The sequence below is a fragment of the Oleiphilus sp. HI0067 genome (assembly GCF_001635735.1).
Genome location: NZ_LWFI01000935.1, coordinates 1 through 1888, shown reverse-complemented (window position 1 = coordinate 1888; position 1888 = coordinate 1). Strand labels below are relative to the sequence as shown.

Here is a 1888-nt window from a genome sequence, read left to right as displayed (position 1 = left end):
TTTAGCGTGGTACTTCATTTCCATCGGTTTAATTTTCACACTCGCCGTCTTCATTACCCTCATTGAATACGAAAACCGAATACATACCGAAAAAAGCCAAAGTAGCAGTAAAGAAGCCGTCGGCGCAATCAAAGCGCAATTAGAACGCAACTTATGGAATGTCGACGATGAAGGCGTTCAAACACTTCTTGATGGTTTATCTAGATCTCCAGCAATTACCGGAGTTCAATTAACAGACGAAAATGGTTTTGCAAAACGTTCAGGTAATTTTGAAGATACTGACGCCGACCTTGAGCAAGTCCTTTACTACGAACAACAATACCTAGGCACCCTTCAAGTACAAACAAGCAATTCCTATTTAAACCACGAGTTTGTCGACAGAATTAAACTGCTAGGCATCGCAGCCGCAATTTTTATCGGCTTATTCGCATGCTTTCTTCAAATCATCGTTCGTCGACTTGTGACCGATCACTTGGTCACAATTAGTACCGCCACACGAGATATAGAGCGAACGAAACAAAATCAATATACGCCTATTAAGCTGAATCGTTCCCCGATCAACGATGAATTAACCGATCTAGTTCAGGCATTGAATCAGGCACAGCAGCAAGCGATTGAATTCCGCCAAGCACGCGAGTCATATGAGAATCAATTGGAATATCAGGCAAGTAATGACGCTCTCACTCATTTGCCTAATCGACGTCATATCGAAAAACATCTCACCAATGAAATGGAAAAAATCTCGAAACAAACAGGAGCAAATCGCTTAGCCTTATTCTTTATTGACTTAGATGGATTCAAAGAAGTGAATGACAGTCTAGGCCACAGTGTTGGCGACCGCGTTCTTCAAGCAAGTGCGAAACGTTTAAAAGAACTTATTGCCAATAATAACAATGGCTACGTCGCGCGTTTTGGGGGCGATGAATTCATCGCTACATGCTCCTGCAATACAAAGCGCGAAGCCGAAGATATTGCGGAATCAATCATTCATTCATTTCGTGAAAACTTTGCGCATAACAATGCACAACTGCAGCTCGGGTGTAGTTTAGGTACAGTGTTTTTCCCTGATGATGGTGTAACAACAGAAGAATTGATTCGCAAAGCAGATACCGCGATGTATCACGCCAAAAACTCAGGACGTAATACTTTCGCCTTTTTTGAACCCAGCATGTTGCAAGACGTCATGCTCAAAAACACGATCAAGAACAAACTCCAAAATGCGCTACGCGACGAAAAGCTCGAAATTTATTATCAGCCACTGATTAATCTCAGAGACATGTCGATTAGTGGCTTTGAGGCATTATTGCGCTGGGAAGATGAAGACTTAGGAGAAGTGAGACCCGATCTTTTTATTCCCATTGCTGAACAAACTGGATTGATATTCCATCTCGATCGCTGGGTATTAAGGACCGCATCAAAGCAAGTCAAAATCTGGCGCGACAAATTCGATCGACCCTTCAATTTATCCGTAAACTTCAGCCCAACGAACTTCCATCATCGTGAGATGATGCCTTGGATTCATAACGATCTCGCCCAAGAAAGCGGGCTTGAGTGGGTCGAATTAGAAGTAACCGAACGTCTGGTTCTTAATTACGATGACAACGTAATACAAGGTTTGGAGGAACTACTGAAACTTGGTATCAGCTTCAGTATTGATGACTTTGGGACAGGCTACTCATCACTCGGTTACATCAAAAAGTTCAGTCATATTTTGTCGAAGATCAAAATTGATCGCTTATTCGTGCACGAAATCATCAATCACAGCTCTGACCGCGCATTAGTGCAAAGTATCGTGACGCTTGCTAAAAGCTTGAATATAGAAGTATTAGCAGAAGGGGTAGAGTCTCGTCGCCAAGAAGACGTACTTATTCAATTAGGCTGCGACTAC

1 protein-coding gene is annotated in these 1888 nt (G+C 42.5%); it reads left to right on the top strand.

The genetic code is table 11. The features are described 5' to 3' along the window. The coding region (locus tag A3739_RS11595) for a bifunctional diguanylate cyclase/phosphodiesterase (protein ID WP_156502549.1) at positions 1-1888 on the top strand (1888 nt) is incomplete at both ends.